Source organism: Mycobacterium sp. NGS41, from assembly GCF_059812725.1.
The window spans coordinates 88,072-113,792 of sequence record NZ_JCALDF010000015.1 but is presented as its reverse complement, the minus strand read 5'-3'; the positions used below and the strand labels follow the sequence as shown (position 1 = coordinate 113,792).

Sequence of the window (25,721 nt, the reverse complement as noted above, 5' to 3'; positions counted from 1 at the left end):
CCTTTTCCAGGATCGTGAAGTTCGTGAAACCGTCCTTCTTCAGCCGGTGGGCCATCGCAACCCCGGCGAAACCGGCCCCGATGATCACGATCGACGGATCGTATGCGCGACAGGCCGTCGCGAAGTTGCTGCTCATGAGGCAGAGACGACTGACTTCACGCTGCGGCGGTGTAGCTGGTGTAGGTGTAGGAGCATTGCCTGTTCGGACACTTTCACCTGACTCCCGAGGCTTCAAGGAAGCGTCCCGCTCGATGAATCGCGTCGCGGGCTTCGGGAAGAATCCGGAACATAGCCTGGAATACATGGATCTGTCCCCGGTATACCTGGATCTCGACGTGGGATCCAGCCGATTGAAGTCGCTCGGCGAGACGCCGCGAGTCATCGATCAACATTTCCCTCCCGCCCACCTGAATGAGGATCGGCGGCATCGAGGTCAGGTCCGCGTCAAGCACGCTGAGGCGCGGATCGTCGCGATCTGCACCCCCTACGTAGAGGTCAAGAGCGCGCGCCGCTGATTGAGCGGAGGCAAAAGGATCCCGGCGGCGAAGTTCACGCGCCCTGGCGAGTTCGCACCTGAGATCCAGGACGGGAGACATCAGCAGCATCGCATCAGGGAGCGGCAATCCACCTGCACGTGCGCCCAAGGCCGTGGCCATCGTGAGCTGACCGCCCGCTGAATCTCCGGCAACCGCGACGGTGCGCTGGCAAGAACCCGGGGACCCTCCGCTGGTAAGCCAGCGATACGCGTTCAGTGCATCGTCCGCGGCTGCGGGATAGGGATATCGTGGCGCAAGTCGATACTTGACGGCGAAGATTGGGCGTCCGCTTGCAGAGGCGAGTTCGCCGAGAAGACCGCGGTGCGTATCCGGCGAACACATAGAGTATGCACCGCCGTGTATGTACAGCAATGGGTTCGCATGCGGATTAATCACAGGTGTGGTGATCCAGTCCCCACGAACCGGGCCTCCGGCGAATACAGTGTCAACCTTGCGCACTGTGACGCCGCGCCGAGGCCGTGAGGCTACGAGCGCTGTTCGAAGCACGCGATCCATCACCGCAAGTCCGTAGGCGTTTGATGGCATCAGCTGCGCCAGTGGGCGCAGCGTGGTTCGCGAGGACATCGCCACGAGATGACTGGCAAGACTGGGCTGCCAGTCGGGGGCATCCATTCTGGTCACCGAGGACACACCTCCTCGGGCCGATTCTCGAATCGGTAGTCCGAGAGGCGAAAGGTGCGGCTCCGCCAATAGGTCTCCAGAGTCGTTGATGGACGGAGTGGAACGTCACCGTGCCTGTCGAAGTAGTAGCTGTTGGCATTGGAACAGCTCGGCTGCCAGAAAACCTGTCTGTGACGCCGCTTTAGCACTTCGGCGAAATAACGGTCGTTCGCCTCCTTCTTGACCTCCACGCAGTTAGCACCCAGCGCCCGCGCGCGACGAAGACACCGGACGATGTGCCGACTCTGCGCCTCGATGAGCGTGAAGTACGAGGAACCGTTGTAGCCGTACGGGCCGAAGATGTTGAAATGATTCGGGAATCCCGGGACGCTCACCCCTTCGAAGGCCTGCAGTCGATGCTCGTCCCACCATGTAGCCTGCTCCAGCCCGCCGCGTCCCTTCAACACGTAAGTTGGCATGTTGCCCGACTCCATCACTTTGAAGCCGGTGGCCAGGATCAAGACGTCAATGGGATGAGCTTTGCCGTCTCGAGTATGGACGGATGCATGGTCGATATGGGTTATGCCGCTCGTCTCGAGCGAAACGTTGGACCGGTTGTACGTTGCGAGATAGGAATTGTGGAAGCTGGGTCGTTTACAGCCCAACGAGTAGCGCGGAATGAGTTGTTCTCTCGTCGTCGGGTCATGGACCTCACGCCGCATGTACCGCTTTGCGGCGCTCTCCATGACATCGGCGAACGGTATCACCGTATGAAAGTGAGCGGCGATTGGGAAAGTGATTTCCACGAACGCCTGGCTCGCGGTCCGGGTCGCCAATTGTGCCCCCGGTAGGTAATGTAGAAGCCTTCCACCCCACGTCGGTATGGGGAAGTCCGGCTTCGGCAGACAATAAATTGGAGTTCGCTGAAATACCGTCAGACTCTCTGCTTTCTTTGCGACTTCGGGTATCAGTTGCACCGCCGATGCACCGGTACCGATTACTGCAACCCTCTTCCCGCTGATATCTTTGGTGTCGTCCCATCTAGCCGTGTGGAGCGTAACGCCGGCGAAATCTCGCACCCCCTTGATTTCAGGCCACTTTGGCCGACTGAGAACGCCAGAGCAATTTATCACGAAGCGTGCCGTGAACTCCTCACCATTGGCGCTGGTCAAATGCCACCGTGTTGCGTTCTCGTCGAAACAAGCCTCGGTAATTGTTGTGTTGAAACGAATATGGTCCCGGAGCCGATACTTTTCAACACATCGCTCTGCATAGGCTTTGAGCTCATTGCCGTGGGCGTACGTGCGCGACCAAGAGGGCCGCATTTCGTATGAGAATTGATAACTGTACGACGGTATATCGACAGCGATACCCGGGTAGGTGTTCCAGTGCCACGTACCACCTACGCCACCGGCGTCATCAACCATCAAGAAGTCGGTAAATCCCGCCTTCATCAAGCTAATGCCAGACCCGATGCCGGAAAATCCAGCTCCTATGATAATTATCTCGTAATTACGTTCAGACTTGCGATCCATTGCTGTATTTCACCGTTCTGACGGTCAGCCTTGCAAACTTGTATTCAGAGTGATTGCGTGAGCTCAAGGTGTGTATCGTCGCGCCGGGTTATCACGTAATCATGAGGATCCAAGCGGGAAAGTTCTCTCATAAACTGGGTCGCGAAACCTGGGTACATCGTGCCGTTGTAGCCGTCCTCGGTCAGATACCAACTGCTGCACCCCGAATTCCATGTCGTTCGTCGAAGGCGGCGCTGAATATCGGAGTGATAGCAGTCCTGGCGATCCTCCCTCACATCCAAAGTACCGATGTCATTTTGCTGAAGGAGCTGGATCGCCTGGACTATATAGCCAATTGCTGCCTCCATATATACGAGCGCCGAGTTGTGGCCTGGCCCGGAATTCGGTCCGAAAGTGAAGAACAAATTCGGATACCCGGCCACGCTCACGCTCTTGAAGGCGAATGTCCCCTTAGACCATTCATCGCCGAGCTTCCGACCACCGAGGCCGCTAATTGGGAACGGGGTGCCACGTTTGGCCACATCGAAGCCAGTGGCAAATACGATACAGTCCACCTCATGCTCAATACCGTCGGCGGTCCGAACACCGTTAGGTGACAATGTGGCAATCGGCCAGCTGATCAGCCTGCAGTTATCCGCCTGTAGTGCTGGGTAATAATCACTGGTCATGAGCATGCGCTTGCATCCAGGTCTGAAATGGGGCGTCAACTGACGTCTCAACCAGGCGTCTTTCACCTGTCGACGAAGATGAGCCTTCGCCGCCAGCTGTATCACGGACGTCGCGGCGGTGTTCCAGACCATGCCCACTGCCATCACTTCGTGAGCCCAGAACCAGGCGTCACGGAGCGCTTGTTCGCTCACCGGCAATTGTTTGAAGGTCGAGCGCGCCCAAGCCGGACGCCCGAAGTTCACTTTAGGCAAAACCCAGCCTGGCGTTCTTTGGAATACTTTGACCGAGGCAGCCGACTTCACGAGCTCAGGAATGATCTGAACCGCGCTGGCGCCCGTCCCGATGACAGCAACCCTCTTACCGCCGAGATCGTAGCCGTGGTCCCATCGAGCGCTGTGGATCTTCTTTCCCTCGTAGGAGTCAATACCCCGAATATCGGGAAAGCTGGCGTTGGCAAGTGGTCCACTGGCCATCACAACTGACCGGGCTTTATACCGCTTTCCGTCAGCCGTGTCGGCTACCCAGATGCCGGCACCCTCATCGAATTTCAAGGCGGTTACATCGGTATCGAACTGAATGAACCGGGCAAGGTCGTACTTGGTGACGATCTCGTCGATATATTCGAGGATCTCCGCGCTCCCCGAGTAGGTACGAGTCCAGCCTGGGTTCGGCTCGAACGAGTAGGAGTAGAGAACTGAGGGAATATCGCAGGCCGCACCGGGATAGGTATTGTCGCGCCAGGTCCCTCCGATGCGATTTGACCGCTCCACGATGACGAAGTCATCTGTGCCCTCTTGAAGCAGTCTGATCGCCGTACCGATACCTGCGAACCCGGCACCGACGATCAAGGTCGTCGTCGTGCCTGTCATTTGGCCACCGGTTCGTAGGTCAGTTCGTCGGTCCATGATGGCGGCCGGCCGAAGATCTGAACAGGGAACACATCAATCGCATTGCCAAGGCGCTGAGACACGAAGTGCAGCGGCTGGGACCGCTTGATGGAAGAAGACATGTGCGCCTTCAAGATGTGGTAGCCGGGCACCCTCCGCGTGTGCTCACTCCGGTCGCCGACATTGGCATACCGCGTCACCGCGTTGTACAACTTTTCCTCGGACAGACCCATAGCGTTGAGATTCATCAACATGCGCGTCAGGAGCGGGATATACAGCAACGCGCCGGTGAGAATGCGCGGGTCGACCAAAGCACCCGCAGTTTGAATGGCGTGGATTCGCATGGGGCTGGCGCCCAGATCATTCAAGACCTGGAAGCCAACTGCGAGATGCCTCGATTCGTCGCTGTTGACCTTGTTGAACACCTGCCCGCACACGGGATCGTCAACCTCTTCGAGGAGAAACTTCAGCAGCGCTCCATCGAGCGCAGTCTCCAGTGCCGGAATCGCGGCCCCGATCACGGTCAGGGGGAGGGCTTCGGCATAACGGTCCAACCATTCGATGACCAGCCGAATATTCTTGTTCGGGACCGGCTTCTCGCCTTCCTCGATCATGCCCCAGCGACGCATCAGGGCAAGTTCAGCATTGGCGTGACGCTGCTCCTCGGCGTGAAAGTAACGGTAAATGTCTCCGAGCGCTTCGAATGGTGCCTTCGGAGCCATCGCGGCGAAGGCACGTGCTCCAACGTGCTCAATCCACACCACGTCGGACATGAATTGCTTGAGTTTGGGACGCTGTTCATCGGTGATCAGTTCCGCGCCTGGAGCGTCCCAATCAATATCGGCGAGAGCCCATTGCTTGTTCTTGATTGTCTCGAGCATATCGCTATATGCAAAAGCCATTTCCCCTGCTCCTTTACTCGGCTGAATCGTTCCATGAGGCAATGCGCTCCACGAGGCCCAGCGTGCGTGTAAAGGGACCGGGCAGGGCCCTCTTGAGTTGCCACAAGACCTTGGCATCGAGTTGGGGTACTACATAAATCTGTCCGCGATCGTGCGCGTTCAACGTCGTTCGAGCAACGTGCTGTGGCGAAATGCCGGTCCATTTCATCAAGTTGGTCGCGAGTCGTGCAGCCGCCTCATCGATTTGAGGATTGTTGGCGATGTTCGTCTTCACGAAGGTAGGGCAAAGCACTGTGACGTTGACGTCAGTACCGCTCAGTTCGGCCGCCAATGTCTCCGACAGAGCGAGCACTCCGGCCTTGCTCACGTTGTAAGCCGCCATCCGAGGGGCCGAGCCGAAGCTCGCTGCGGACGCCACATTGATGACTCCGCCATGCCCATTGCTCCGGAGCCGAGGCACGAAAGTCTCGCAGCCGTAGATAACGCCCCAGAGGTTGACAGAAATCGCCGCGTTCCAGTCCTCGATCGACGTCGCGCCGATGCGGTTGCCGCCCGCACCGATTCCGGCGTTGTTGATGACGAGGCTCGCAGCCTTCCCGAACCAGTCTTCGCTCACATCAGCGAGGTTGCGGATCTGCTCAAGATCGGTGACGTCGCATGCGATGTCGAAGCCCTCGCCGCCAGCCTGCCTCACCAACTCTGCCGACTCTTTTGCAGTGACGGGATCTCTGTCGGCGCACACCACGCGTCCGCCTCGGCGTGCAAGCTCCACGGCGAATGCGCGGCCGATACCGCTTCCTGCGCCCGTGACGACTGCATCGGCTCGGTGCGTTCTGCCTGGTGCGCCGCCGAATGGCAGCAATCTCATTCGTCTGCCTTTCGGGTCGCGACATTGACGTCTGCTGTGGGGGAACTCTCATCTGGGGGCACCAGCCACCATTGGTGTCGCATGCCACCAGTTTTGTCGTGGACCGAGGGCTTTGTCAAGATGGAGAGGTGCGGTCGAGAAACAAGCGCTGGGGTGGTCGGACCGGGGCGGAGCGTCGTGCCGAGCGAAGGCAACAATTGATTGAGGCCGCAACCGAGATTTGGAGTGAGAGCGGTTGGGCCGCAGTGACTATGCGAGGCGTGTGCGCCCGCACGAGGCTGAACGATCGATACTTCTACGAGGACTTCAAGACGCGCGATGAGCTGCTCGTCGCAGCGTGGGATGGCGTCCGCAATGATATGCTCGGCGAGGTCGCTGCGCTCTTCGACGAGCGTGTGAATCGGCCGCCGATCGAAACAATCACCGCGGTGATCGGCATCGTGGTCGACCGGATTGCACGCGATCCAGGTCGGGCGCACATCCTCCTCGCTCAGCATGTTGGTAGCTCACCGCTGCAAGACCGCCGCGCCGTGGCGCTACAGGAAGCAACGCAGTTGGTCGTTGAGGCAAGCCGGCCACACCTCCGACAAGATGCCGACGAGATAGCCCTTCGAATGGACACTCTGATCGCAGTCGGGGGGTTCGTCGAAGTCATGACGGCCTGGCACTCGGGTCTGCTTGCGGTCACCGAGAAGGAAATGGTCGCGCACACCAGCAGAGTGGCTGAAACCCTGGCTCAACGCTATATCGTCAGCGACTGACCCAGGCTCACAGGCCAGCCAGCTCCGCGGCGATCGCTGCCGAACGCATTCTTGGTCCGACCGCCTTCAGCGGCCGAGCACCGCGTCCGTGACGCCGCCGGCGCCCACGCTGTTCGGCAGGAGCGACGCAGGAACAGTGCTCCTGCGTCGCCAAACTTCCGCACCTTTGCTATCCCAGCTGAGCGCTAACTCTCTGTGAACCGTCTTGGTCGAACAGTTCCTTGCTCCAACGCTCCAGGACCGCAGCACTGTCCCAATCATCAGGGTGGAAACCCGGGCGGTTGTACGAACGGAATCGCCGCAGCGCATCAGCGGTGAACATCGGGGTGCGACTGAAGCGGTACAGACTGCGCACCAACGTGACCGGGTTACATGAAGCTTTGTCGGCGGCCATGGACAAGGCAGTCTGCAGAATGAGTTCGCCGAACAAAATTGCTGAAGCGATCCGCATGCCCCGTACACGGGTGCGCTCGGTTCCTCCAATCAACTGATAGACATCAAAAGCGACCGCTTTGTGCTCCGACTCCTCGAACGCATGCCACAGCAGAATCGGTCGAACCTCTGTCTGTCCAATGAGCTTCTGGGCGTCTTCACTGGTAAGAATGATTTCTGCCAGCGTAGCGGTGTAGTGCTCCAATGCGGAGGTCACGGACAGCCGCATTTCCGGCGAAAAGCGCCGTTCCAATCGCTTGATCAGGCGTGCGATATGACGGTCGATTCGCGCCGTCGGATATCCCATGACCTGGAGTCGCTCGTTGAGGAGACGATGTTGGTGTCGATGTGTGGCCTCTTGTCCGATGAAACCCTTGACCGCTGTCTCTAGTTGGGGATCGTCGATGGAACTCTGGAAGTTCCTGACCGAGCGGATGAAGAAATCCTCGCCTTCCGGGAACGTCGCAGAAAGCACTGAGATGAAATGGCTCATCACCAGGTCGCCGTCGACAAAATGTTGCCGCTTCGTGGAGGTCGGCATCGGAAAACGAACACGCCTGGGTTTTGGCAGCACGCGGGTCCTGGTCGGGGCTTGATCTTCCGACATTGCGGTCCTTCCTCGAAGTTTTATCTGACTTTATACCTTGTCAGATAAGACTGCCAGACTGTAGGACATGAGTCCAGCACGTGTTTATGGCGGGTTGTCGGCAGCTCAACGCGATGCGCAGCGCCGCGTGATGTTGATTGATGCCGCGGTCTCAATCATGGGCACCAACGGAGCAGCCGCGTGCACCGTGACCGCCGTGTGTGCGAAGTCAGGAGTGACAAGCCGGTACTTCTACCAACAGTTTCGCGACCGAGACGCGCTGTTGCGTGCGGTATTTGCCAAGATTTCCACTACCTTCCAAGCGGTGATAACCAGCGCCATTCCGGACGACACGGTTGCTCCTCAAGAACTCGCTTACGCCCCGATCAAGGCTTTGGTTCAGGTGATTGAGAACGATCCCAGCATGGCCCGCATATTGTTTGTCGAATCGGGCGCAGAACCCCTCCTTCGGCAGCTGCGAAGCGAGCTGATTACCGATTTTGCGGAGCTGGTGCTCAGAGAGGCCCGCTCGCACCTCGATATACCCAAAGATGTGCTCCAAGTCGCAGATCTCGCCGCTACCTATGGAGTCGGAGGCCTGTTCGAGATACTCCGTCGCTGGATAGACGGACAACTGAACCTCTCGACTGAAATGCTTATCGAGCACGGTGCGGGTTTTCTTGGCATTCTCGGCCTATATACCCTCGGGCAGGTGCCTGATCAGGCCGTTCCGCGGCTGGCCGCAGCTGAGGAATATTCTGACCGACCCCGCGTTAGGCGCGACTCGGTTGGCTGAAGGGCATGGCGCACGCTGACAATCACTGCGAGCGTTCATCTGAGATCGCGACCGTAGAGGCTCATCGCTCCAGTCGAGGAACTCGGTACGACCTCGCAAGGTCCCTGTGTGCCGTCCCACCCCGGTCAATTCTTTCGATCTCGATCTGCAGCGAAACGCACCGCTTCGATCCCTCGCCATTCGACGGAACCACGGCGCGGAACAAATCCGACGCCCGCCCCGCACCGTTGTCACCTGATGTTAATTGCGGCTAACATCAGCGCCTAGTAGATCGACGTCGATGCTCGCTCGGAAGGAAAACTTTTGGTACAGGTCCTGCCCGATCGGGTCGACGACACCGCGCCCGGCTATCTCAAGAACCGCGAAGGACTGAGCGCGCAACTCGACACCATCGCGGAGCAACTGGCGCTGGTCAACGGCGGCGGCGGCGCGAAATACGTTGCGCGCCACCGTAAGCGGGGCAAGCTGCTTGTCCGCGAGCGCATCGAGCTGATGCTCGACCCCGACACGGCGTTCCTCGAACTATGCCCCTTTGCCGCCTGGGGCAGTAAGTTCCCCGTCGGCGGTAGCGTGGTGGTAGGCATCGGCGTGGTCGAGGGCATCGAGTCGATGATCATCGCCCACGACCCCACCGTCCGCGGCGGCGCATCGAACCCCTATACCTTCCGCAAGGTGTTCCGCGGCATGGCCATCGCGCGGGAGAACCGACTGCCCATCATCAACATCGTCGAGTCTGGCGGCGCCGACCTGCCCACACAGGCAGAGATCTTCGTGCCCGGCGGACAGCTGTTCCACGACTTGACACAGCACAGCGCAGCGGGGCTGCCGACACTGGCCTTGGTCTTCGGCAACTCGACCGCGGGAGGTGCGTACGTCCCGGGCATGTGCGACTACGTCGTGATGGTTCGCAACCGTTCCAAGGTGTTCCTCGGGGGTCCGCCGCTGGTCAAGATGGCCACGGGCGAGGTCTCCGATGACGAGTCGCTCGGCGGCGCCGAGATGCACGCCCGCACCTCGGGGCTGGCCGATTACATGGCCGAGGACGAGCAGGATGCGATCCGCATCGGCCGTCGCATCATGGCGCGGCTCAACTGGCGGAAGAACGGCCCCGGACCCACGACGCCGCCGCACCCGCCGGTGCACGACCCCGATCAGCTGCTCGGCATCGCGTCGGTCGATCCGAAGGTGCCCTTCGACCCCCGCGACGTCATCGCCCGAGTGGTCGACGGCTCGGCCTTCGACGAGTTCAAACCTCTCTACGGCACGTCACTCGTCACCGGCTGGGCCGCGATCCACGGCTTCCCGGTCGGCATCCTCGCCAACGCACGGGGCATCCTGTTCAGTGAGGAGGCCGAGAAGGGTTCGCAGTTCATCCAACTGGCGAATCAGATCGACACCCCCCTCATCTTCCTGCAGAACACCACCGGTTTCATGGTCGGTGCCGAGTACGAGCAGGGCGGCATCATCAAGGACGGCGCCAAGATGATCAACGCCGTGTCCAACAGCACAGTTCCGCATGTGACCATCACGATGGGTGCGTCCTACGGCGCCGGGAACTACGGCATGTGCGGGCGGTCGTACTCGCCGCGTTTCCTATTCGCTTGGCCTAACTCGAAGTCGGCCGTGATGGGTCCGGCGCAACTGGCCGGAGTGCTGTCCATCGTGGCGCGCGAGTCCGCCGCCGACCGCGGGCTGCCCTTCGACGAGGAGGCCGACGCCCAGATGCGCGCCGCCGTCGAGGAACAGATCGAGCGCGAATCCGTCGCACTGGCCAACAGCGGCCGCCTGTACGACGACGGGATCATCGATCCCCGCGACACGCGGACCGTTCTCGGGTTCTGCCTGTCGGTGATCCACAACGGCGAAGTCCGTGGCCAGCGTGGCTACGGCGTGTTCCGGATGTGATGGCGATGCCCAAGATCCGCAAGGTCCTGGTCGCCAACCGTGGCGAGATCGCGCGGCGGGTGTTCCGCAGTTGCCGCGACCTCGGGATCGCCACCGTCGCGGTCTATTCCGACGCCGACGCCGACGCGTGGCACGTCGCCGACGCCGACGAGGCCGTGCACCTTCCCGGCTCGTCTGCCGCCGAGACTTACCTCGACATCCAACGGATCATCGCCGCTGCCACGCTCACCGGCGCGGATGCAGTACACCCCGGCTACGGCTTCCTTTCGGAAAACGCCGGGTTCGCGCGTGCCTGTGCCGCCGCCGACCTCGTCTTCATCGGTCCGCCGCCCGAGGCGATCGACGCGATGGGCTCGAAGCTGCAGGCCAAGAAGATGATGTCCGACGCGGGGGTGCCTGTGCTGCCCGGTGGCGACACGACGGGGCTGGCGGCCGAGCAGCTGGCGAAGCTGGCCGCCGACGTCGGCTACCCGCTGCTGGTCAAGGCGAGCGCCGGCGGGGGTGGCCGAGGCATGCGCGTTGTCGCGTCGCCGGACGAGCTCGACGAAGCGGTCGCCTCCGCTTCGCGTGAGGCCGCCGCCGCGTTCGGCGACGGCACCGTCTTCCTCGAGCGTTACGTCCAGCGCCCACGCCATGTCGAGATCCAGGTCATGGCCGACACGCACGGAAACGTCGTGTCTCTGTTCGAGCGCGAGTGCTCCGTGCAACGTCGACACCAGAAGGTGATCGAGGAGGCGCCGTCACCGGTCGTCGACGACGCGTTGCGCGCTCGGATGAGCGACGCCGCCATCGCCGCCGCGCGCGCCGTCGATTACGTGGGCGCCGGGACGGTCGAGTTCGTCTACGACGCCGGCCAGGACGGCAAGGGCGGCTCCTTTGCCTTCCTCGAGATGAACACCCGGCTGCAGGTCGAGCACCCGGTTACCGAGCTGATCACCGGCCTCGACCTGGTGCGTGCCCAGCTGCTCATAGCCATGGGCCGCCCGCTGCCTGAGGAGATGCACAACCCGCGAATTCGCGGTCACGCGGTCGAGGCCCGTCTGTGCGCCGAGGATCCGGCCGACGACTACCGGCCCCACACCGGCACCCTGCGCACCATGGATGTCCCGGCGATCGCCGGCGTGCGGGTTGACTCGGGTTTTCGGGCCGGTTCGGTCATCAGTCATTACTACGATTCGCTGCTGGCCAAGGTCATCGCGTGGGCACCAACGCGCGACGAGGCACTTGCCAGCCTCTCGGCGGCGCTGGCCGGCGCCCGGATTCACGGCGTGACCACCAACCGCAACCTGCTTGTGCGCGTCCTGCGCCATGACGAGTTCGCCGGGCGGGGCACCGACACTGGTTTCCTTGACCGACACGACGTCCCCGAACTCGGCGCTGCCCTCCTTGACACGCAGGCCGAGCGCCTGCACGCCGTCGCGGCGACCGTGGCCAGCGTGGCCGCGCGGCGTGCTGCGGCGACGGTCCAGGCCACGTTGCCCGCTGGCTGGCGCAACAACCAGTCGCAATCGCAGACCACAACCTGGCAGACCCAGGGCGGGCGCGAAGTGCGCGTCGGGTACACGTTACGTCTGACGGACACCTGCCTGCGCGTCGATGACGAGGCGTTGGCCGACGTCGAGGTTGTCGAGGGCAGTAGCGAGCGGGTGGTGCTGCGCGTCGACGGGGTGCGCCGCACTTATGATGTCGTCCTCGACGGCGATCTTGCCCACGTTGACTCGGTCGCCGGCTACTCCGCCCTTCGGCTGGCGCCACGCTTCGTCGACCCGAGCACTCTCAACCCGCCCGGGTCGCTCACCGCGCCGATGCCGGGCTCGGTGATCCGACTACCGGTCGCCGAGGGCGAGACGGTGTCAGCCGGTCAAACCCTTGTCGTCCTGGAGGCGATGAAGATGGAGCACACCGTCGCGAGCCCGATCGACGGGGTGCTGAGCGCCCTGCCGGTCCAGGTCGGCCATCAGGTCTCGAGCGGTGACGTCCTCGCCGTGGTCGAGGCGGTGGACGGTGGTGAAGTGGCGTCGGACGCCACGGAGCTTTAATGAACCCGGCGCGCTCCCGATCGGTGGCGCGTCGATACCGATGTGAGGAGTGTCATGGAATTGCACGAGACAGCGGAACGTCAGGACCTGCGCAAGGCGGTCGCCGAGATTGCCAAGGATTTCGGACACGAGTACTACCTGGAAAAGTCGCTGGCCGGGGGGAAGAGCACCGAGCTGTGGCAGGCCGTGGGCAAACAGGGCTTCCTCGGGGTGAACCTTTCCGAGCAGTACGGCGGCGGCGGCGGCGGCATCTACGACATGCAGATCGTCGGTGAGGAGCTCGCCGCGGCGGGCTGCCCGCTGCTGATGACCGTCGTCTCGCCAACCATCTGCGGCACGATCATCCAGGCATTCGGCAGTGAGGAACTCAAGCAGCAGTGGCTGCCGGGCATCGCCAGCGGCGAGACGATCATGGCCTTCGCGATCACCGAGCCGGACGCGGGCTCGAACTCGCACAACATCGCCACGACCGCGAAACGCGACGGTGACGACTGGGTCATCAACGGCACCAAGTACTACATCTCCGGTGTCGACGAAGCCGAGGCGATCCTGGTCGTCACCCGAACGTCGACTAACGACCGTGGTCGCGGACTACTCAGCCTGCTCGTCGTGCCCACCGATGTCCCCGGGCTAACCAAGTCACTCATCCCGGTCCAGGCGGTCACTCCGGAGAAGCAATTCACTCTGTTCTTCGATGACGTCCGCGTGCCGGCCGCCAACCTGATCGGCACGGAGAACGAGGGCCTGCGCCAGGTCTTCATGGGCCTGAACCCGGAGCGAATCATGGGGGCAGCGCTCGGCAACGGCATCGGCCGTTACGCGCTCGACAAGGCGGCCGATTACGCCCGTGAGCGCCACGTGTGGGGCGCGCCGATCGGCTCGCACCAGGGCGTATCGCACCCCCTCGCCCACGCCAAGATCCAGGTCGAGCTGGCCCGGTTGATGACCCAGCGTGCCGCCGCCCTGCACGACGCCGGCGATCCGGGGTCGGGTGAGGCGTCGAACATGGCGAAATATGCCGCAGCCGAGGCGGGCATCCTGGCGCTCGACCAGGCGATTCAGACCCACGGCGGCAACGGCATGGCCACCGAGTACGGCCTCGCCACGTTGTGGGGTCCGGCCCGGCTCATGCGCACCGCGCCGATCAGCCGCGAGATGATCCTCAATTTCGTGGCGCAGCACAGCCTGAAACTGCCCGCGTCCTACTGAGTCGCCGCGGACGGAAAGGGAATCGCATGCAACTCGGCATCGGTCAGTGGGTGACCCGGCGCGCCTTCCTCAACGGCGGGCGCACCGCGTTGATCAGCAACGGCGCGCACATCTCCTACGCCGACCTCGATCGGCGCACCAACCAGGTCGCCGCCGCACTCATCGCCCTCGGCGTGCGCAGGGGCGATCGGGTCGCGGTGCTGCTGGTCAATTCGACCGAGTTCATCGAGGTGCTGCTGGGCTGCGCCAAAATCGGCGCACTTGCAGTGCCGCTCAACGTGCGCCTTGCCGGACCCGAGATCGGCTACATTCTGGCCGACTCAGGCGCCGATGTTCTGGTCTTCCACGAGCCGTTGGCCGCGCAGGCCAAGAGCGCCGTCACCGAGTCCGGAGTCCGCGTGCGCCATGTCGTGCGCGCCGGTGGGGCGCCGGCGCCGGGCGAGCTCGGCTATGAAGACGTCGTCTCGGGCGCCGCGCCCGAACCGCTCAACGGTGACGTCGACGGCCGCGACCCAGCGTTCATCATGTACACGTCGGGGACGACGGGCCGACCCAAGGGCGCGATCCTCACCCACGACAACCTGCTATGGAACGCGATCAACGTCCTCGGCACCGACATCGGCCTGCGGGGCGAGGACGTCACCGTCGCGGTGGCGCCGATGTTCCACATCGGCGGGCTGGGAGTACACACACTGCCGCTGCTCTACGTCGGCGGCACCAGCGTCATCATGCCGTCTTTCGAGCCGCGAGCGACGCTGCAGGCGATGGCCGACCACCACGTCACGGTTCAGTTCATGGTGCCGGCCATGTGGACCGCTCTCACACAGGTGTCCGACTTTGACTCCTTCAACCTGTCTGCGTTGCGTTTCGCCATGGGCGGCGGGTCGCCCGTCCCCCTCACGGTCATCGACTTCATGCGCGAGCGAGGCGTGCCCTTCACCGAGGGCTTCGGCATGACCGAGACCGCTCCCCTGGTGACCGTCCTCGACGCCGAGAACATCAGCACGCGGGCCGGGTCGATCGGCCGCGTCGCGATGCATGTCGACGCCCGCATCGTCGACGACGACGACCGCGACGTCGCGACCGACACCGTGGGCGAACTGATCGTGCGCGGTCCGAATGTGTTCACCGGCTACTGGATGAAGGCCGAGGCGAGCGCCGAGGCGTTGCGCGGGGGCTGGTTCCACACGGGCGATCTCGGGCGCATGGACGCGGAGGGCTTCATCACCCTCGTCGACCGCAAGAAGGACATGATCATCTCCGGCGGCGAGAACGTCTACCCGATCGAGGTCGAGCAGGTCCTCTTCCGCCACCCGGCGGTGTTCGACGCCGCCGTGATCGGCGGTAAGGACGCGAAGTGGGGCGAACGCGTCGTCGCGGTCGTGGTTGCCGACCCGGCGACGCAGGCGCCGAGCGCCGAGGAGATCGTGGCGTGGTGCCGGGAGCGGCTGGCACACTTCAAGTGTCCGCGTGACGTGCACTTCGTCGCCGAACTGCCGCGCAACGCCACCGGCAAGCTGCTCAAGACCGAGCTGCGCGCGCAGTTCACGGGCATCGAGGGCGGAGTCGTTTTGCGCTGAGTCGTGCCGCTGCACATCGCGGGTTCGGAGCAGGGCCCCTAAATCATGAACTGAGAAGAGGATCGACAGCATCGGCGGGGGCTAGCGGTTTCGTTCACCTCCCTCGATTCGGTGCGGCGGGTGCCGACGCAGGCAACCCCAGCGTCGGTAGGATCCCAGCCCAGCGGATCGGACGGCGAACAACGTAACCACAAATCGACAGGAGGCCTGAAAGTGGCCGGTTTGCGCCGCAAACTGCTCCTCGAGGCCGCCGCCGACCTGTTCGCGCGGCAAGGCTTTCACGCCGTGGGCATCGACGACATCGGTGCCGCAGCAGGGGTGAGCGGGCCGGCCGTCTACCGGCACTTTCAGAACAAGGACGCGATCCTTCGCGAGTTATGCGACGCCGCCATGACTGAGCTGCTGGCCGGCGCCCGGCGCGCCACCACGGCCGGCACACCGACGGAGGTCCTGCACGCCCTTGTCGACCTGCACGCGGCCTTCGGCGCGCGACGACGCGGCCTGTTGGCCGTCTACGCCCGCGAGCACCGCTCGCTGTCGCCGCTGGCGACCCGTGCCCTGCGACGCCGACAGCACAGCTACGAGTCCTTTTGGGTCGAGGCACTCGTACGAGCACGGGGCGATCTGGACCGTGAGCGCGCACAGGGCCTGGTCGCCGCCGTGCTGTCATTGCTCAACGCGTCCGCGTACATGCCGGCGTCGCTGGACGACGCGACGATTGAGGCGATGCTGGCCGCCGCGGCCGTTGCGGCGCTGTTCAGCCGCGCGGTTACACAGCAGGTAGACGGCGCCCCGCACCGGATTTAGTGTGTGTCGAGCAGCGACTGGGGAATGTCCACCATGCGGGACCGCACGTATTCCCCGAGCCCCTTGGCCTGTGCGTCCAGCCGGGTCGAGGAGGCCACCCCGTCACCGAGCAAGCCGTGCACCACCACGTTGAGGGCGCGCAGGTTCGGCAGTTCGAAGCGCTCCATGGGCAGGTGCGCCGTCTCCGGCCCGAGCAGAGTGCGCAGCCGCTCGACGCTGAGGTAGTCACGCGCCCACGCGTACCCAGGGTCATCCCGTGCCCACAGGCCGAGGTTAGCGTTGCCGCCCTTGTCTCCGGACCGCGCGCCGAGTACCGACCCGAGCGGCGCGCGACGTGTCGGCCCGGACGGCACTGGCAGCTTCGCGGGCGGGGCGATCCTAGCCGGCGGGACGGCACCGGTCGGCGGGTCGGGGACCTCGTGCCGTGTGCCGTCGGCGTCGACGAGTACGTGCGTGAGGGCCGACCGCGCTACGTAGGCCGGCCGGTAGACGCCGAAGGCGGTCTCCGAGGACGGTGGCGTGGTGGTGTGGAAGCCGGCGAAACCAGCCAGGGCGATCTCCATGACCCCCCCGGAGAAGGCTCGGCCCACCTTGCGCGGGTCGGCGTCCTTCACCGTCACACGCAGGTGCGCGCAGGCTTGCTCGTTCGTCGGTGCGTCGGAGACGTCGAAACGCAACAGCCTCACGTCGACTTCGTCGAAGGCGTCGCGTCCGCCGAGAACGTCGAAGAGCTGCTGTTCGGCGAAAGCCGCCTTGGCCCCGATGTCGAGGCCGGTGAGCACCATGGTCATTGTGTTACGGAAGCCGCCCACCTCATTCAACGCCACCTTCAACGTGTCCGGCGGCGGACTGCCTTTCGTACCGCTGATCGCGACGCGGTGCTCACCCTGTTGAGCCAGCCGGATGGTGTCGAAGTGGGCGACGACGTCGGGGCCGAGGTAGGCAGGTTCAGCGATCTCGTAGAGCAGCTGGGCGGTGACCGTGCCGACTGAGACCAGTCCCCCGGTGCCGGGATGCTTCGTGATCACCGAAGAGCCGTCCTCGGCGACCTCGGCGATCGGAAACCCCGGGTAGCGGCGGTCCGTGATCTCGTCCAGGAACGCGTAGTTGCCGCCCGTCGCCTGAGGGCCGCACTCGATCACGTGCCCGGCGACGACCGCGCCCGCGAGCCGATCCCAGTCGGCGGGTGCCCAGGCGTGCCACCAGGCGGCTGGACCGACGACCAGGGATGCGTCGGTGACCCGGCCGGTCACGACGACGTCGGCGCCCGAACGCAGCGCCTCGGTGATGCCCCAGGCGCCGAGGTACGCGTTGGCCGATACCGGTTTGATGTCGCCGACGGGCGGCGTGATTGCGTGGAGGTCGCCACGTAGGTCGTCGCCCTCGACGTGAGCGACGCGCGCGGTGAGGCCGAGACGGGCGGACAGCTCGCGCAACGCGGCGGCCAAGCCGGCGGGATTCAGCCCGCCCGCGTTCGCGACGACCTTGATGCCATGATCGAGACAGGTGCCCAGCACCTGTTCCATTTGGGTGAGGAAAGTCCGCGCGTACCCGCCGGACGGGTCTTTGGCCTGGGCCTTGGCCAGGATGAGCATGGTCAGCTCGGCCAGATAGTCACCGCACAGGACGTCGATCGGTCCGCCCTCGACCATCTCGCGGGCTGCGGCGATGCGGTCGCCGTAAAAGCCGGAGCAGTTGCCGATGCGGACCGGGACGCTCACCGCTGACGCCCTGCGAACTGGCCCGCCACGCGCCCGCCGCCAGGGGGCCCCGCGAAGGCCTGGGCGATCGCGAGCCACTGGTCGGCCAGCGGGCCGTCGGCGACCAAAGCGGTGTCGTCGCGGTGGCGGCGTTGGGTGACCAACAGGCAAAAGTCGAGCGCCGGCCCGCTCACGCGGTTGGCCGCGTCGGCTGGCCCCCACGTCCAGACGCTGCCGTCCGGAGCGGTCAGCTCAACGCGTACCGGGTCCGCGGGCAGGTCCAGACCGTTGGCCAGGTAGCTGAACGCGCGTGCACCCACCCCGATGTGGGCCACGTGACGCAGCCGTGCCGTGGCCTCGCGGGTCGCGCCGAGCGCGTCGACGACGTCCTGGCCGTGCGCCCAGGTCTCCATGAGTCGCGCTGTCAGCGACGAGACCGCGCTCATCGGCGGCCCGAACCACGGCAGGCGGGTCGCCGGGTCAATGTCCGCGAACGCCGCAACGAGGGCGGCACGCGACGTGTCGAACCACGCGAGCAGGTCGGCAGCCGGCATTTGACGGTAGCGCTCGGCGATGACGTCGGGTGAGATGCTTCCGTCGGCCATCATCGGCAGGTAGTCGCTGCTGAACCCGTCGGGGTCGGTGGCCGAGCGCACCGCGACGTCGTCGAAGAACGCCAGATGGCTGATCTGGTCGCGGATCGTCCAGCCCACGGCCGGAGTCGGCGCGTCCCAGCCGCGCGGACCTTCGGTCAGCGGCGCGACCAATCCGCGTAGGGCTGCCGTCTCCGCTTCGATGTCGGTGATAACCGACTGCATGCTCACCGCCATGTCAGTGTCCCTTCCACTGCGGCGCGCGCTTCTCGCGGAACGCCGCCGGGCCTTCCTGCGCGTCGTCGCTCAGATAGACCGGCTCCCATATCTCGTCGGCCAGGTCGTACGCGGCGGCGAGGTGGTGCTGCGCCGAGAGGTACACGGTGCGCTTGGACGCGAGCACGGACAGCGGTGCGTTCGCGGCGATGCTGAGCGCCAACTGCTGGGTACGCTCGCGTAACTGATCGGCCGGCACCACCTCATTGACCAAGCCGACCTGGTGGGCGCGCTCCGCGGTGATCGGGTCGCCGGTCAGCAGGATTTGCATGGCAACGCGCGGGGGCACCAGCCACGACAGGGGTGTCGCCCACGGCGAACCGCGGCCGACCTTGACCTCGCTGACGGCGAAGGTCGCGTGTTCGGCGGCCACGACCAGGTCGCACTGCTGCGCGAGCAGGAAGCCCCCGGCGAACGCGACACCGTTGACGGCCGCGATCGTCGGCTTCGCGACATCGATGTTGCGGCCGAACTGCGGAGCGAAGTCCTTCGGGGGCACCTTGAGCGCGTTCTGCGCCATCTCCTTCAAGTCCCCGCCGGCGCAGAACGCCTTATCGCCCACGCCGGTGAGGACGAGCACCTTCGCCGCGTCGTCGTCATTGAAGCGGAGTACCGCGTCGAATAGCCCCGTGCGCACAGCGTTGTTCAGCGCGTTGCGCGCCTCGGGCCGGTTGATCGTCAGCCAGGCCACGCTGTCGACGACCTCGTAGCGAATCGGTTGCTCGGCCACCGAGCCTCCGTCCCTCACCGTCGTCTCGCATGTGAGTGGCAGTTCACCCCGGCACCTCGACAAACGGGTCGGCCAGCTCAACGGTGGCTTCACTCGGCACGCACGGACCATCTTCGCTCGAGACGAGCAACTCGAGGTCGACGAGGCGCCGTCCGCCATCGTCGCGTTTGGCCACGACCTTGCCGCTCAGGGTCGCGGTCTGGCCCGGGTAGATCGACCGGATCATTGAGATTCTGCGGCGCCGGATGAGCGCGCCGGGTCCGGCCCATTCGTTGAGGCCGCGGTCGATGAAGCCATGGAAGAAGAGGGTTGACAGGTAGATTGTGCGCTGGCCCTGGCTGCGCGCGTAGTCGGGGTCGTGGTGACCGGGGAACCAGTCCCATGTCGAAGCCGCGTTCATGCAGATGCGCTTGTAGCTGATCTCGATCGAGACGGGCGTCAGGGTGTCGCCGACGGCGATGTCCTCGAACCGCACGGGGAAGCGGACCATGCTGTGCTCGGTGGATCCGTTCATGATGCGCCTTCACTATCGGCGGTGTCGTATCGGAAGAGCACGTTGGTGTTGCGGCCGATGACCTCACCGTGCTGGTCGGAGAACGTACTCACCGTGGTGATGAACACGCCGGTGCCCACCCGCGTCGTCTTCGGCTCGGAGATCGAGGCGATCTCCTCCACGATCGACACGTGATCGCCTACCCGGGGCCGGCGTTCGAACTCCGTCGTCGTTGAGGCGTTGATGATGTGGTGGCCCGGCAGCGGCACGCTGAGGGCCAGCAGCATATCCGTGCGTGTGAGGTGCTCCGGCGCCCACTGCGGCGCGAAGCCAAGGGTCATCAACAGCCCGGGCGGGCAGTCCTCACCCTCCCAGTAGCTGGGATTGGCATCCTCGACGAGCGAACAGTAGTACAACACCATCGAGCGGTCGATCGGGAACCACGCACGCCGCGGTTCCGTGCGATGGCCGACCCACGCCCGGCCCTCGTCGAAGGTCCCGAATGTCATCCCGAGGCCGGTGACGTCGCTCGTTGGCGCGCTCACCGGGCCACCTGCACGACGGCGCTCCCCTTTATCGCGGGTTCGCCGGACTGGCGCGTGACCACGAGTTCGAGGTCTGCCACCTGCTGCCCTCCGGCCTCGCGCACGCCGGTGACCCTGCCGCCGAAGCTGAGCAGGTCACCGGGCCATACCTGACCGGTGAACCGGATGCGGAACGAGCGGATGTTGGCCAGCCCCACCCAGGCGGTCAGCCGCTGGGCGAGCACACCGCCGTGCAGCAGTCCCATACCGAACACACCGGGCATGCCGGCCGCGCGGGCGAACTCCTCGTCATGGTGGATCGGGTTGAAGTCGCCGCCGGACCCGGCGTAGCGGACGATGTGCGAGCGCGTCAGCGGGCCGAACTGTGAGCTCGGCATCTCGTCGCCGGCGGCCAACGCCACCGGCGCGGGGGATGTCGTCATTGGGTGGAGCCTCCGGTTTCGATCAAGACGTCGGTCTGGCGCACGACGAGTTCGTCGCGCTGGTTGGTGAAGTCGGTCTCGATCGTCACGATTGTCATGGTGCCGCCGCGCTTGCCCTCGCGGCTGGTCACGTTCGACACCCGACGCGTCTCGGTGAGCTCGTCGCCGACGACCACCGGCGCGAAATACTCCCAGCCGCACTCACCGTGCAGTACGCGTCGCAGGTCGAGCCCGAGGGCGCCGAACATGTCGTCGTCGGCGCGCCAGTGAGCCGAGGAGACGACGAAGGTCGGCGGAGCGGGGATCGCGCCGAAGCCGGCGGCGCGGGCCGCTGCGGCGTCCTGGTAGATCGGGTCGTGGTCGTCGAGGGACAGCGCGAACTCGCGCACTTTGGACCGGTCGACGGGAAATGTGGTGCTCCCGAGTTGCGTCCCGATGAGCGATGCGTCAGCCACTCTGGTCACCTTTCCCGCCGGCGAAGGCCGGCGCACAATCGCGAATGAGGCTGCCGAGGTTCTCGGCGATGCGCTCGGGCGCGAGGCCGATCGAGGGTGAGTAGAGAACGATGTGGTCCAGCACGCCCTCGTAGCGGCGCAGCCCTTCTCGGACCTCGGCGGCGGTGCCGGCCACCGCCATCGCGTCGATCATGTCGTCGGTGACGGCTGCGAACATGGCCGGCAGGTCACGCCGCGCGAACGCGTCGCGAATCGCCGCCCCCTGCCTGGCGAAGCCGCTCACATCGAGAACGTGTTCGTAGGTCTTCACCGAGGAGTAGAACGCGATCTGCTGCGCGGCCTCACGGCGTGCGATCTGTGGGTCGTCGTGCACCGCGCAGATGACCATCGAGACGATCTCAATGTCGGCGGGATCGCGTCCGGCCCGCTCCGCACCGCGCACGACGGCTGGGCGGGCGACCTCCTCGACGTAGGTCGTGGTGAATAGCGGATGACCGGCCAACCCGTCGGCGACGCGCCCTGCCACCTCGCACATCCGCGGACGCACGCCCGCGGTGATGATCGGGATGGCCCGCTGCGGCGGCGCGACGTCGCCGGTCGGGACGAGATTCATCCGATAGAAGCGACCCTCATGGCGCACCGGGCCCTCGTGCAGGTTCCAGATCCGACGCACGAGCGGGACCAGCTCCTCCATGCGCAGAGCGGGAGCGGAGGTGTCCTCGACGCCGTGCCAGTCGCTCATCATGCGGCGTGTGCCGTTGCCGAGTCCGAGCACGACGCGCCCGCCTGAAAGCTCGTCGAGGTCACGCGCCTCGGTGGCGAGCACGAGCGGGCTGCGCCCGACGCCGTACAGGATCGACGACCCGATGCGGCAGCGCTTTGTGCGCGCGGCCATCGCGGCCATCGAGATCGAGCCGGAGCGCGAGTAGAACTCCGAGGCCCAGGCGGCGTCGAAGCCGGCGAGGTCGGTAGCCTCGGCCGTATCGACAAGGGTGGCCAAGTCCGCGCCGAGCACCGAGACCCCGTACGTGCTCACGACGCCGCCAGCCTGAATCGGACCAGCCCAAGGTCCTCGTTCACCCGCTCGAACACTGCGCGCACTGTTGCGCCGATCGCAACTTCATCGGGGGCCACGCCCTCGAGACTGGCCAACAACTGCGGCCCCTCGTCCAGACGAACGAGCACGACGACGTACGGCTCGCTGCGCGGGAACGAGTCCCACGGGGGGCGGTACACCGGCGCGAAACTGACGATCTCACCAGTACCCGCCGCGGTGTCCCAGGCCAACTCACCGTCATGGCAGACGGGACACACCAGCCGCGGGTAGAGGAACGGGTGGTCGTTCGCGCACCGCTGGAAGACGAGTACGCCGCGGGCCGCTGCTGCGAAGTAGGGACGGTTGACGTCGGTCAGCGGCGGCAGCGCCTCAGGATCGTGCAGACCGTCGAGAGAACTCGAAGCTGCGGTCATGACGCTCCCTCCATCACCATGCTGACGTGACTGCACAGCATCGAGCCGTAGCTGTGCACGAACGCGGTATCCGCCCCGAAGACCTGACGGCCCTCGGCGCGACCGGACAACTGCCAGTAACCCTCAAGGATCTGCGAAATGCCAGAGGAGGTCCCGGTGTGCCCGAACCGGATCAGGCCGCCGTCGGTGTTCACCGGAAGGTCGCCCCCCGGATCGGCGCAGCCGTCACGGTAGAAATCGCCTGCCCCGCCGGGCTTCACGAAACCCGCCTCCTCAAGGATCATCGCCGGGTTCGAGGCGAAGGCGTCGTAGAGCAAGGCGATGTCGATGTCGGCCGGCGCCCGTCCGGAGCGCTCGAAGGCCATCGGACCCGAACGGGCGGCCCCGGTACGACCCGGGCGGGCCAGCGAGGTCAGAAAACCGTGGGTGTGACCCTCTCCGAAGCCGAGCAGGTGTACCGGCCGGTGCTTGCCCGCGCGAGCCCGGCGGGCCGAGCCCAGCACGAGCGCGCCACCGCCCTCGCAGGGAATCGAGCAGTGGTAGAAGTGGAACGGCCCGGCGATCGGGCGGGACGCCAGCACGTCCTCCACAGTCAGGCGTTGTGAGCGGTGCGCGATCGCCGCGGGATTCAGCGCGGCCCACCGGTCCTGCGACGCGGTGACCTCGGCGATGTCCGCCTTGCCCTGTCCCGTCTCGTGCATCCAGGCCTGCGCGATCAAACCGTACAGCGCCGGCACGGACGGTCCGTAGGGCATCTCGAACGCGTGGTCACACACCAGCGCCATCAGTTCGCGCCCGCCATCGCGGATCGGTGGAAACTTGCCCGCCGACACGACCAGCACCGTCTCGGCCTCGCCCCGGGCGATGACGTTACTCGCCATGCGCGTCATGGCCAGATGGGTCCCGCCGCCAAGCTGACAGGTCATCTGAAGTTTCAGGTTGTGCAGCCCGAGATAGTCCATGAGGTCCTCGGACAGGAAGATCGAACCCTCGTTCGTCATCGGCCCGGCGCACACGAGACCGTCGACCTCGTCTGGGACCACCCCTGCGTCGGCGAGAGCCGCGACCGCAGCGCGCACATGCAATTCAGTGGAGGTGTACGGAACGTTTCTTCCTGGAGCGAGTTCGGCGGCACCGATGATGGCCGGCTGGTCGTGTGGCATCCGGACTCCTTCCGACCACGCGTTCAACGCCGGTCCCGACGTGAACGACGGTTAGCATAGCGTGACTAGGGGGTCCGCGTCACCCCCGGCCCGCACCCGCCGCCAGCGCGGTATGGATTCTCTGGATGTCGTTGCGCCTCTTCCCAAGAGGGTGCTGCGATGACCGAACCCCGCGCCGATCGTGTCGTTTCTCGACGATGTCTAGGTGACAGATGAGGCCGATCGCGAAGCCCGCTGGTTCCGGTGGACGCCCGGCACGCGCTCGGGCGGACCTTTCGCGCGCTCAGTCGCGCGTTTTTCTGAAGTGGCGCGGTGACCGACCGGTCCACCGTTTGAAGGCATGTGTGAAGTTCGTGAGGTCCGCGTACCCGAGTTCTGCCGCGATCTCGCTTACCGACACCGATCTGTCGAGAAGTCGCAGAATTGCTCGCTCCTGCAAGAACGACTGACGTAATTCTCGAAAGGTGGTCCCCTCTTCGCGCAGGCGCCGCTTCAACGTGCTCGGGGATATCGAGAGCTCGCCCGCCGTCCGGCTGATGTTCGTTTTTCCGGGATCTTTCTCGAGCAGGTCCCTTACTTTTTCGGAGACCGACGTGTCACGTCGTTGATCGAGAGTTCGCTGCAAATCGGTGACGGCAATCCGGTACGCCACAGGATCGGAGAATCGACAGACCTCCTCCAGCGTAGCCGCGGGAACGTGGACGAACGAGCTGGGGGCGTCGAAGAAGATCCGACCCGCCAACACTTCGTCATGAAGAACCCACGACTCCGGCGCTGAATGACTCAGATGCAGTTCAATATTCGGTACGGCACCCGCGAGCATGTCGAGCAGACGCAACAGCGCCAGCCCACCGTAGGTGACGGCCAGGCAGTTCAGGCCCGCGTCACCGGTGCGACCGGTGAGCCCGATCGTGAGGCCGTGTTCCGTCGAATGGAACGTCGGGCTGAGGGCTGTGGTGATCACCGGCAGATAAGCAAGCAACTCGACAACCTCGGCTACCGAGCCCGCGCTGACCAAGGGAACACTGAGTGCCCCAAAGGACGTCAGTTTGGCGTGTTCGGCGAACGCGAAACCCAGACGGGTTCCCTGATCACAATCAAAATCGGAATATATCTCCCTGAACCACCGTAAGGGGACCTGCGCGTCGCGACCCACCAACATCGACTCGGTGACGTGCTCGCGAACCATGATGCTGCGCAGCGCAATGCTGGCGTCATGCCCTAGCGCCTCACTGTCCAGCATCTGCAGGAAAGCCAGCGCTGGCATACCCGAGTCGTCGAGTTTCACGTGCCTCCCTGCGCGTGAGCTAAAAACACAACTCTTTGACTCCTGCGAGCCTAGCGACGCTGGTCACGCGCGACAACACTCGTTAGGAGAAGTTCCAGATTGAGGAGAGTTAACCATGGCAGTCGTCACCTTCGTCTCTCATGACGGCGAGAAGTACGAAGCCCCCTTGACCGAAGGGCAGTCCTTGATGCAGATCGCGGTCAATAACGCGGTGCCCGGCATCGACGGCGATTGCGGAGGGGAAGCCGCATGCGGAACATGCCACGTGATCGTCGCTCCCGAGTGGTCGGACACGGTGGGACTCTGCGGCGCCAACGAAGAGGAGATGCTCGCGATGAACCCCGAGCGTCAGCGGACGTCGAGGCTGTCCTGCCAGATGGCCGCCTCCGAGGCATGGGATGGCTTGACGGTCGAGCTACCTGAGTTCCAGCTCTGAAACAACGTCATGGATTT

At 64.5% G+C, this 25,721-nt stretch carries 26 protein-coding genes; 8 read left to right on the top strand and 18 right to left on the bottom strand.

Going from position 1 to position 25,721, the window contains the following annotated elements:
- The 6 genes from AC5Y21_RS15655 to AC5Y21_RS15630 all read right to left on the bottom strand — a co-directional run.
- Window positions 1–304 (bottom strand): NAD(P)-binding protein (locus tag AC5Y21_RS15655; RefSeq protein ID WP_499913406.1); only part of this gene is annotated, 304 nt, incomplete at its 3' end.
- Window positions 213–1,169: an alpha/beta hydrolase gene (locus tag AC5Y21_RS15650; RefSeq protein ID WP_499913404.1), complete on the bottom strand. Its 957-nt coding sequence runs from the start codon at window positions 1,167–1,169 to the stop codon at window positions 213–215. The genes AC5Y21_RS15655 and AC5Y21_RS15650, both read right to left, overlap by 92 nt.
- A gap of 5 nt (window positions 1,170–1,174) precedes the next feature.
- Window positions 1,175–2,692: a flavin-containing monooxygenase gene (locus AC5Y21_RS15645; RefSeq protein ID WP_499913401.1), complete on the bottom strand. Its 1,518-nt coding sequence runs from the start codon at window positions 2,690–2,692 to the stop codon at window positions 1,175–1,177.
- Window positions 2,693–2,736: 44 nt separating this feature from the next.
- Window positions 2,737–4,230: a flavin-containing monooxygenase gene (locus AC5Y21_RS15640; RefSeq protein ID WP_499913399.1), complete on the bottom strand. Its 1,494-nt coding sequence runs from the start codon at window positions 4,228–4,230 to the stop codon at window positions 2,737–2,739.
- Entirely contained in the window at window positions 4,227–5,150 is a 924-nt protein-coding gene (locus AC5Y21_RS15635; protein WP_499913397.1) for a ferritin-like domain-containing protein, read from the bottom strand. Before AC5Y21_RS15635 ends, AC5Y21_RS15640 begins: the two co-directional genes overlap by 4 nt.
- Window positions 5,151–5,163: 13 nt before the next feature.
- Window positions 5,164–6,018 (bottom strand): SDR family NAD(P)-dependent oxidoreductase, encoded by an 855-nt coding sequence (locus AC5Y21_RS15630; protein WP_499913395.1) that lies wholly within the window; start codon window positions 6,016–6,018, stop codon window positions 5,164–5,166.
- Window positions 6,019–6,146: 128 nt separating this feature from the next.
- Between AC5Y21_RS15630 and AC5Y21_RS15625 the strand changes: the two genes are divergently transcribed.
- Window positions 6,147–6,779 carry a TetR/AcrR family transcriptional regulator gene (locus AC5Y21_RS15625; RefSeq protein ID WP_499913435.1) on the top strand — a complete coding sequence of 211 codons (633 nt, stop codon included), beginning with the start codon at window positions 6,147–6,149 and terminating at the stop codon, window positions 6,777–6,779.
- Window positions 6,780–6,948: 169 nt separating this feature from the next.
- On the opposite strand, the gene AC5Y21_RS15620 is transcribed toward AC5Y21_RS15625, so the two are convergent.
- On the bottom strand, window positions 6,949–7,818 hold the full coding sequence (locus tag AC5Y21_RS15620) for a metal-dependent hydrolase (protein WP_499913393.1): 870 nt from the start codon (window positions 7,816–7,818) through the stop codon (window positions 6,949–6,951).
- Between the two features lie 67 nt (window positions 7,819–7,885).
- Here AC5Y21_RS15620 and AC5Y21_RS15615 point away from each other — a divergent pair, with 67 nt between their 5' ends.
- From AC5Y21_RS15615 to AC5Y21_RS15590, 6 genes are all read left to right on the top strand, one after another.
- Window positions 7,886–8,593: a TetR/AcrR family transcriptional regulator gene (locus AC5Y21_RS15615; protein ID WP_499913391.1), complete on the top strand. Its 708-nt coding sequence runs from the start codon at window positions 7,886–7,888 to the stop codon at window positions 8,591–8,593.
- A gap of 303 nt (window positions 8,594–8,896) precedes the next feature.
- Window positions 8,897–10,498, top strand: a complete 1,602-nt coding sequence (locus AC5Y21_RS15610) for an acyl-CoA carboxylase subunit beta (protein WP_067330721.1) — start codon at window positions 8,897–8,899, stop codon at window positions 10,496–10,498.
- 5 nt (window positions 10,499–10,503) lie between these two features.
- Window positions 10,504–12,537 carry an acetyl/propionyl/methylcrotonyl-CoA carboxylase subunit alpha gene (locus tag AC5Y21_RS15605; RefSeq protein ID WP_499913388.1) on the top strand — a complete coding sequence of 678 codons (2,034 nt, stop codon included), beginning with the start codon at window positions 10,504–10,506 and terminating at the stop codon, window positions 12,535–12,537.
- A 54-nt stretch (window positions 12,538–12,591) separates the two neighbouring features.
- Window positions 12,592–13,746, top strand: a complete 1,155-nt coding sequence (locus tag AC5Y21_RS15600; protein WP_499913386.1) for an acyl-CoA dehydrogenase family protein — start codon at window positions 12,592–12,594, stop codon at window positions 13,744–13,746.
- Between the two features lie 26 nt (window positions 13,747–13,772).
- Window positions 13,773–15,326, top strand: coding sequence for an acyl-CoA synthetase (locus AC5Y21_RS15595; RefSeq protein WP_499913384.1), 1,554 nt, complete (start codon window positions 13,773–13,775; stop codon window positions 15,324–15,326).
- A gap of 213 nt (window positions 15,327–15,539) precedes the next feature.
- Entirely contained in the window at window positions 15,540–16,133 is a 594-nt protein-coding gene (locus AC5Y21_RS15590) for a TetR/AcrR family transcriptional regulator (RefSeq protein ID WP_005086604.1), read from the top strand.
- Here AC5Y21_RS15590 and AC5Y21_RS15585 read toward each other — a convergent pair.
- The 11 genes from AC5Y21_RS15585 to AC5Y21_RS15535 form a co-directional block, all read right to left on the bottom strand.
- Window positions 16,130–17,854, bottom strand: coding sequence for an acyclic terpene utilization AtuA family protein (locus tag AC5Y21_RS15585; RefSeq protein WP_499913382.1), 1,725 nt, complete (start codon window positions 17,852–17,854; stop codon window positions 16,130–16,132). The genes AC5Y21_RS15590 and AC5Y21_RS15585 overlap by 4 nt on opposite strands.
- Window positions 17,851–18,663, bottom strand: a complete 813-nt coding sequence (locus AC5Y21_RS15580; RefSeq protein WP_499913380.1) for a TIGR03084 family metal-binding protein — start codon at window positions 18,661–18,663, stop codon at window positions 17,851–17,853. The genes AC5Y21_RS15585 and AC5Y21_RS15580 overlap by 4 nt, the downstream gene beginning before the upstream one ends.
- Window position 18,664: 1 nt before the next feature.
- Complete coding sequence (locus tag AC5Y21_RS15575) at window positions 18,665–19,432, bottom strand: enoyl-CoA hydratase/isomerase family protein (protein WP_499913378.1); 768 nt, start codon at window positions 19,430–19,432, stop codon at window positions 18,665–18,667.
- 43 nt (window positions 19,433–19,475) lie between these two features.
- Window positions 19,476–19,946 (bottom strand): hotdog family protein, encoded by a 471-nt coding sequence (locus AC5Y21_RS15570; protein ID WP_499913376.1) that lies wholly within the window; start codon window positions 19,944–19,946, stop codon window positions 19,476–19,478.
- The gene (locus AC5Y21_RS15565) at window positions 19,943–20,434 is read right to left on the bottom strand and encodes an FAS1-like dehydratase domain-containing protein (RefSeq protein WP_179967660.1); all 492 of its coding nucleotides are present in this window, start codon (window positions 20,432–20,434) and stop codon (window positions 19,943–19,945) included. The genes AC5Y21_RS15570 and AC5Y21_RS15565 overlap by 4 nt, the downstream gene beginning before the upstream one ends.
- A gap of 32 nt (window positions 20,435–20,466) precedes the next feature.
- Window positions 20,467–20,892, bottom strand: a complete 426-nt coding sequence (locus AC5Y21_RS15560; RefSeq protein WP_005086611.1) for a dihydroxy-acid dehydratase — start codon at window positions 20,890–20,892, stop codon at window positions 20,467–20,469.
- The gene (locus AC5Y21_RS15555; protein WP_005086612.1) at window positions 20,889–21,347 is read right to left on the bottom strand and encodes an FAS1-like dehydratase domain-containing protein; all 459 of its coding nucleotides are present in this window, start codon (window positions 21,345–21,347) and stop codon (window positions 20,889–20,891) included. The genes AC5Y21_RS15560 and AC5Y21_RS15555 overlap by 4 nt, the downstream gene beginning before the upstream one ends.
- Window positions 21,340–22,383, bottom strand: a complete 1,044-nt coding sequence (locus AC5Y21_RS15550; protein ID WP_499913374.1) for an LLM class flavin-dependent oxidoreductase — start codon at window positions 22,381–22,383, stop codon at window positions 21,340–21,342. The genes AC5Y21_RS15555 and AC5Y21_RS15550 overlap by 8 nt, the downstream gene beginning before the upstream one ends.
- Window positions 22,380–22,817, bottom strand: a complete 438-nt coding sequence (locus tag AC5Y21_RS15545; RefSeq protein WP_499913372.1) for a Zn-ribbon domain-containing OB-fold protein — start codon at window positions 22,815–22,817, stop codon at window positions 22,380–22,382. Before AC5Y21_RS15545 ends, AC5Y21_RS15550 begins: the two co-directional genes overlap by 4 nt.
- Window positions 22,814–23,980 carry a thiolase family protein gene (locus AC5Y21_RS15540; protein ID WP_499913370.1) on the bottom strand — a complete coding sequence of 389 codons (1,167 nt, stop codon included), beginning with the start codon at window positions 23,978–23,980 and terminating at the stop codon, window positions 22,814–22,816. The genes AC5Y21_RS15545 and AC5Y21_RS15540 overlap by 4 nt, the downstream gene beginning before the upstream one ends.
- A gap of 283 nt (window positions 23,981–24,263) precedes the next feature.
- Window positions 24,264–25,268, bottom strand: coding sequence for a helix-turn-helix domain-containing protein (locus AC5Y21_RS15535; RefSeq protein WP_499913368.1), 1,005 nt, complete (start codon window positions 25,266–25,268; stop codon window positions 24,264–24,266).
- 115 nt (window positions 25,269–25,383) lie between these two features.
- Between AC5Y21_RS15535 and AC5Y21_RS15530 the strand changes: the two genes are divergently transcribed.
- Window positions 25,384–25,704, top strand: a complete 321-nt coding sequence (locus tag AC5Y21_RS15530) for a 2Fe-2S iron-sulfur cluster-binding protein (protein ID WP_085149393.1) — start codon at window positions 25,384–25,386, stop codon at window positions 25,702–25,704.
- Window positions 25,705–25,721: the final 17 nt, after the last annotated feature.